This window comes from Falsiroseomonas sp. RANM36, assembly GCF_056682175.1.
Window position 1 is genome coordinate 585,145 of record NZ_JBWXTD010000005.1, and the last position, 3,119, is coordinate 588,263.

General features: G+C 73.6%; 2 protein-coding genes and 1 pseudogene. 1 reads left to right on the forward strand and 2 read right to left on the reverse strand.

Annotation, left to right across the window (positions count from 1 at the left end; all coding sequences use genetic code 11):
* Positions 1 to 954 (reverse strand): helix-turn-helix transcriptional regulator (locus AC1MIR_RS20830; RefSeq protein WP_480030094.1); only part of this gene is annotated, 954 nt, incomplete at its 3' end.
* A 222-nt stretch (positions 955 to 1,176) separates the two neighbouring features.
* Here AC1MIR_RS20830 and AC1MIR_RS20835 point away from each other — a divergent pair.
* On the forward strand, positions 1,177 to 2,721 hold the full coding sequence (locus AC1MIR_RS20835; RefSeq protein WP_480030095.1) for a DUF1254 domain-containing protein: 1,545 nt from the start codon (positions 1,177 to 1,179) through the stop codon (positions 2,719 to 2,721).
* Between the two features lie 22 nt (positions 2,722 to 2,743).
* Here the strand turns inward: AC1MIR_RS20835 and AC1MIR_RS20840 are convergent.
* Positions 2,744 to 3,119: pseudogene (locus AC1MIR_RS20840) on the reverse strand (ArsR/SmtB family transcription factor); the annotation flags it as partial.

Consider the following 3,119-nt stretch of genomic DNA (forward strand, 5'->3'; position numbering starts at 1 on the left):
ATCATGGCGTCGGGCAGCCGCGCCCCGGCCTCGGCGGCGCGGGCCAGCAGGGCGAGGCCCTCGGGATCCTCGGCCGCGGCCGCGGCGGCGGCGGCGGAGCGCGCCCCGCCCCCGGGCGCCCCCCCCCCCCCCCCCCGCGGCGCGCCCCCCCGCCGCCCCCCCCGCCTCCGCCAGCCGGCGCTGCCGCAGGTAGCGGTGCACGCTGATGCCATAGACCGCATCGAAGCACTGGTTGACGAAGCGCGGGCTCACGCCGAGCGCGGCGCCGATCTCCTCGCTGCAGACCGGGCGTCCGGGCGCCGCGGCGAGATAGTCCACCGCGGCCGAGGTGACGCGCCCGGCGCTCCGTTCGCCGCGCCGGCGTCGCGGCGGCGCCGGCCGGTCGGCCCGCGCGCCGTCGAGTGCCGCACGCAGGCTGTCCACCAGCGCCGCCGACATCGCGGCGCCCGGGTGGCCGGCTGGCTCGAGACTGGCGAGGGCCGACAGGCCGCGCAGGACTGGCGCCCGCGCAAGCAGGCCCCGCAGCGGCAGGGCGCCCCCCTCTTGCGCCGCGGGCAGGCGCTCGAACACCGCCGCGAAGCGCGCCGCGTCCAGCACCAGCATCGTCCAGCGCTGCCCGTCCGCCACGCGGGCCAGCAGCTCCGCCCCCGGGCCGTAGAGCACCGCATCGTCGCGTCCCGGCAGGATGCCGTTGAGCCGGCTCGCCTCCGCCGGGCCGCCGGTCGGGTAGAACAGCGCCCAGCTGCCTGGCGCCACCCGCGCCCGCCCGAGATAGATGCCCGCCACGGCGTTCGCCTGGACCCGCGCCGGCCCGAGATCCACCAGCCCCATCGCGTAGCGAAAGCGCCCCGGAGAGAGCTGGACGAGTTCGGCCGCGAAGTCGCGCTGCGCCGCGGCCACGTCCTCGACGCAGTCGAAATCGGCCGCCCGGATGACGGGGGCGATGCAGGTCAATCCGCGACTCCCCGCGATGGACGATCTGAGGCGCCCATGCTCTTCCGAATCCGGATAGCGGTTCAAGCTGGGCAGGACACCCGAGGCACGGGATAGGATGGCCGCGCGGGACGACCCGCGTCGGGGCATCGTCAGGCCGGCGGCATCGATGCGGACCGCGCTTCTTCCGGTCGCCGAATCAACCGCCCGGACGCTTCGGGCCTCCTTGGACATCCAGCCGTCATGACCACACGACGCGACCTCGCCCTGCTCGCCGCGGCGGCGTCCGCCCTGCGCGGCGCCTTCGGCCCCGGCACCGCTGAGGCCCAGCCGCTGACCGGCACCCCGACGCCGCCGGCCTTCCGCTACACCACGCCCATGCCACCCGGCGTCGCCTCCCCGTCCTCGGTCGAGACGCGCTTCGGCCGGCTGAATTTCTTCGACGGCGTGCCGGACGCCCCGAGCACGGATGCGCTCTACGACAACCTGGTCTTCCAGCAGGCGGTGCAGGCCTATCTGCTCGGCATCCCCGCGGTGAACCAGGCCTTCAACCGCCAGGCCATCCGCAGCTTCGGCCCGGACAACACCACCATCCCGATCTGGGAACAGCTGGTGGACAGCCGGACGGTCGAGCTCACCGCCAACGACAACACGCCCTACACCTGGTTCTGGATCGACCTGCGCGGCGGCCCGCTGGTGATCGAGGTGCCGCCGCGCGTGCTCGGCCTGGTCAACGACATGTACTATTTCTGGGTCGCCGATCTCGGCCTGACGGGCGCGGATCGCGGGCGTGGCGGGAAATACCTGATCCTTCCGCCGGACCATGCCGGAGCGGTTCCCGAGGGTTACCACGTCGTCCGCCCGGCGACCTTCGGCAATGTCGTGATCTGGCGCAGCTTCCTGGAGAACGGCGACCCGCGTCCCGGCGTCGAGGCGGTGAAGCAGCACACGAAGGTCTATCCGCTCGCCCAGGCCGCGAACCCGCCGCGCCTGAGCTTCGTGGATGCCTCGATGCGGCCCTTCAACATGGTCGGGCCCGCCGATTTCCGCTTCTGGGAGCTGCTGAACACGGTCGTGCAGGAGGAGCCGCTGTCGGCGACCGACCCGACCAGCCTCGGCTACTTCGCCGCCGTCGGCATCCAGAAGGGCCGCCCCTTCCAGCCCGACGATCGCATGCGCCGCGTGCTGACCGAAGCGGCCGCCGTCGGCGATGCGACCGCGCGAGCGCTGTTCTACCGGATGCGCGACCCGGAAGGCCTCATCTTCGCCGACCGGCGCTGGAAGTTCGCCTTCGTCGGCGGCTACAAGTTCGAGCGCCAGCCCGGCGTGCCGAACCTCGATGCGCGGTCTTTCTACTTCTTCGCCGCGACCGGCGTGACGCCGGCGATGGACACCAAGGTGGTGGGGGAGGGCTCGACCTATCCCTGGACCGCCGAGGATTCCAACGGCAACGCCTTCGACGGCGGCAGGACCTATCGCCTGCGGCTGCCGGGCCCGGTGCCGGTGCGGACCTTCTGGTCCGCCATCGTCTACGACACCCAGACCCGGTCGATGCTGCAGACCGACAACCGCTTCCCCTCCGTCAGCAGCCAGAAGCCCGGCCTGCAGGTGAACGCCGACGGCTCGGTGGATGTGTGGTTCGGCCCGACGGCGCCGGCGGGGCGGGAGAGCAACTGGGTGCAGACGATCCCGGGCAAGTCCTGGTTCGTCATCCTCCGGCTCTACGGGCCGCTGCAGCCCTGGTTCGACAAGAGCTGGAAGCCCGGCGACATCGAATTGCAGGGCTGAAGGCGGGCGGCGGAGGCGGCGCTCACTCCCGCACCGCCTCCGGCGCGATGCCGAAGGCGTCGGCGAAGCCGGCCCAGCCGATCGGCGTGATCTCGAGCGCCCGGCCGCCCGCCCGCCGCCGCACCCAACCCAGCTCGAAGCAGCGCGCACAGAGCGCGGCGCCGAGCACGCCCGCCACATGCGGCCGCCGCTCCGACCAGTCGAGGCAGGGGCGGCAGAACAGCCTTGCGCGTGCCGGCGCCGGTGCGATGCCGAGGCCGGCGAGGAAGCCCTGGCCCGCCGCGGTGACCGCGCCGCCGTCGGCGGTGAGCTCGATCAGGCCGCGCGCGGCCATGGCATCGGCGATCGCGACGGCGAGGCGGCCGGCCAGGTGGTCGTAGCAGGTGCGCGCGCGGCGC

Bases quoted from the DNA above. Each gene is read 5' to 3' on its own strand.
- AC1MIR_RS20835 (WP_480030095.1), top strand. From the start codon at position 1,177: ATGACCACACGACGCGACCTCGCCCTGCTCGCCGCGGCGGCGTCCGCC.